This is a genomic window from Vallitalea sediminicola (assembly GCF_054408565.1).
Genome location: NZ_BTPT01000113.1, coordinates 1 through 2054, shown reverse-complemented (window position 1 = coordinate 2054; position 2054 = coordinate 1). Strand labels below are relative to the sequence as shown.

1 protein-coding gene is annotated in these 2054 nt (G+C 30.3%); it reads right to left on the bottom strand.

What is annotated here, in order from left to right:
• Positions 1 to 1087: 1087 nt before the first annotated feature.
• Positions 1088 to 1912: an IS4 family transposase gene (locus ACX6CF_RS25735; RefSeq protein ID WP_458788248.1), complete on the bottom strand. Its 825-nt coding sequence runs from the start codon at positions 1910 to 1912 to the stop codon at positions 1088 to 1090.
• Positions 1913 to 2054: the final 142 nt, after the last annotated feature.

Genomic DNA, 2054 nt, shown 5'->3' with positions numbered 1-2054 from the left:
TTTTGTATAGCTGGCTCCTTGTAAAATATCTAGAATCAACTAGTTTGATTATATTGTAAATGATAACAATTTTCAAGTAGTATTTTATCTCATTTTCCAATTCATGGGAGTATTATAGGAATTTTTGTTGAAGATTGTTGATTAATAATATAGTTAAACATTTTCAGCCATCTTTTTTAGTAAATCTATAAACTTATTTCTTTCTTCATTTAATATCCTACTGCTATGAGTATATTCTAATGCTATATGTTCTTCTTAAACAAGTTTTCCTTCTTTTCTTAGATATAGACTAAATGAACGTTTATCCGATTCACTTATTTTTTTCAATATAGGGGGACAGCAACATAGCCATCAAGCTAAGAAAATTCTATAAAAATACCTATCCTATCTGTAAAAATGTTATTATTTGGAAGATGATAAAACTACATTCATGCTTACAAATGATATAAGAAAACTTAAAATTAGATAAAGATATAAACTTTTTTGCAGATAAACTTATAAGATATTTTTCAAAAGAAAAGATTGAATAAATAGCGAGAGAAACAAGTTTTGTAAAAAGATAAGGTGAAATTGAAGCATGGGATAAAATTTGCAATACCTTAAAATTAAAATTTTAAAATTAGGAATGGTTAAAATCACATAAAGAGGATAAGATTACTGTTTTTGATATTCTTGGAGTTTGTCATACACTAACAATCAGTACAGATAAATATGCAACATAAAATACCTTAATGAATACTAATGGATACTTAAAATTCACCAATGAAGCTTATTAAAAGAATGATTATTGAAAAATATGGTATTTAATAATCGCTAACGAATAATTAACATGGCTTAGCTTGATGGCTATGTGACTATACCCCAAGAAGAGGTCATAAAGTCAGTAGCAAATGCAACTACATCTAAAAAAGCATCTGAATTTAAAATAGTAAATGATTTGTTAAAACATTTACTTTTAAAATAACTTCCTGCTTGTATATAAATTTAAATTAATTCTTAATTTAGAGCTTATATTATTAACTCAACTTTCCCAGCATAAATTTACGAACAAATCCTTGATATAACTGGCTTGCTGGTCAATCCAGTACTACAATTGATTTTTTATACTAGATATGTATTCAGAACTAGCCCCTTTTATCTGCTTAACAAATAAACTCATTAAACCTTGAAGAGCTGTTTCTAAGTCCATATCACTTATATCATCACAGTAATAAAAAAATAATTCGCCAAATGTTTTGGTATCTTTTTCATCACGCTTTATCCATTCAAGAAGTGTGTACCTTGTAAATACAATAGTTATGTGGCTAATCATCATATCGTAGCTTCGACCTTGAAACTCAGTACCTAATTTCATGAAGGATTTGATAGCTTTAAAGAATAGTTCTATGCTCCATCTATTACCATAAATACGTATGATTTCTTCACTGGATAAGGTGATATCAGTACTTAGTATAGTAAGCCATTGTCTCTTGTTATTACGGTTTTTGACATAGACAATTTTTACTGGTATACCTTGTTTGGTTTTTACTGTTACTGAACCTAATATATTACCTACCCGATTTTTAGGTAATAGTGTACGCAACTCTTTTAACGTATAATTTTCCCCTTGATACGTATACTTTTGTTTGAGTTGCTTAACCATAGCTATGACATGGAGTCCTTCTGCTAAGATAGACTGGATCAATGGTTCATGAGTAAACCACGTATCCATAAGGACGTAATCAGCCATAACACCTTGTCTCAAGGCATGCTTGATCATATTTATAGCTACTTCTGGTTTCTTTTGCAATGCTTCTTGTCGGCGTTTGTAGCCATGGCTACGTTTATCAACAGTCGCACATTCTTGTAAGCGATTAGTTTTATTAGAAGATGATAGCATAGCAAAATCTACAGGGAACAAAGCTATAGCCATCAGACCAACCAAGGGTTAGCATAGTAAAGCCTTTTTGATACCGGTGAGTAGCATGGTCATAGATTTTAGCCATTAATTCAACGCACTTACTACGGTTTCTTGTTACCATCGTATCATCAAGGATAAGAACTTACGCCAAGCA

Coding starts and splice junctions, on each gene's coding strand:
- ACX6CF_RS25735 (WP_458788248.1), bottom strand. CDS start 1,912: ATGGCTATAGCTTTGTTCCCTGTAGATTTTGCTATGCTATCATCTTCT.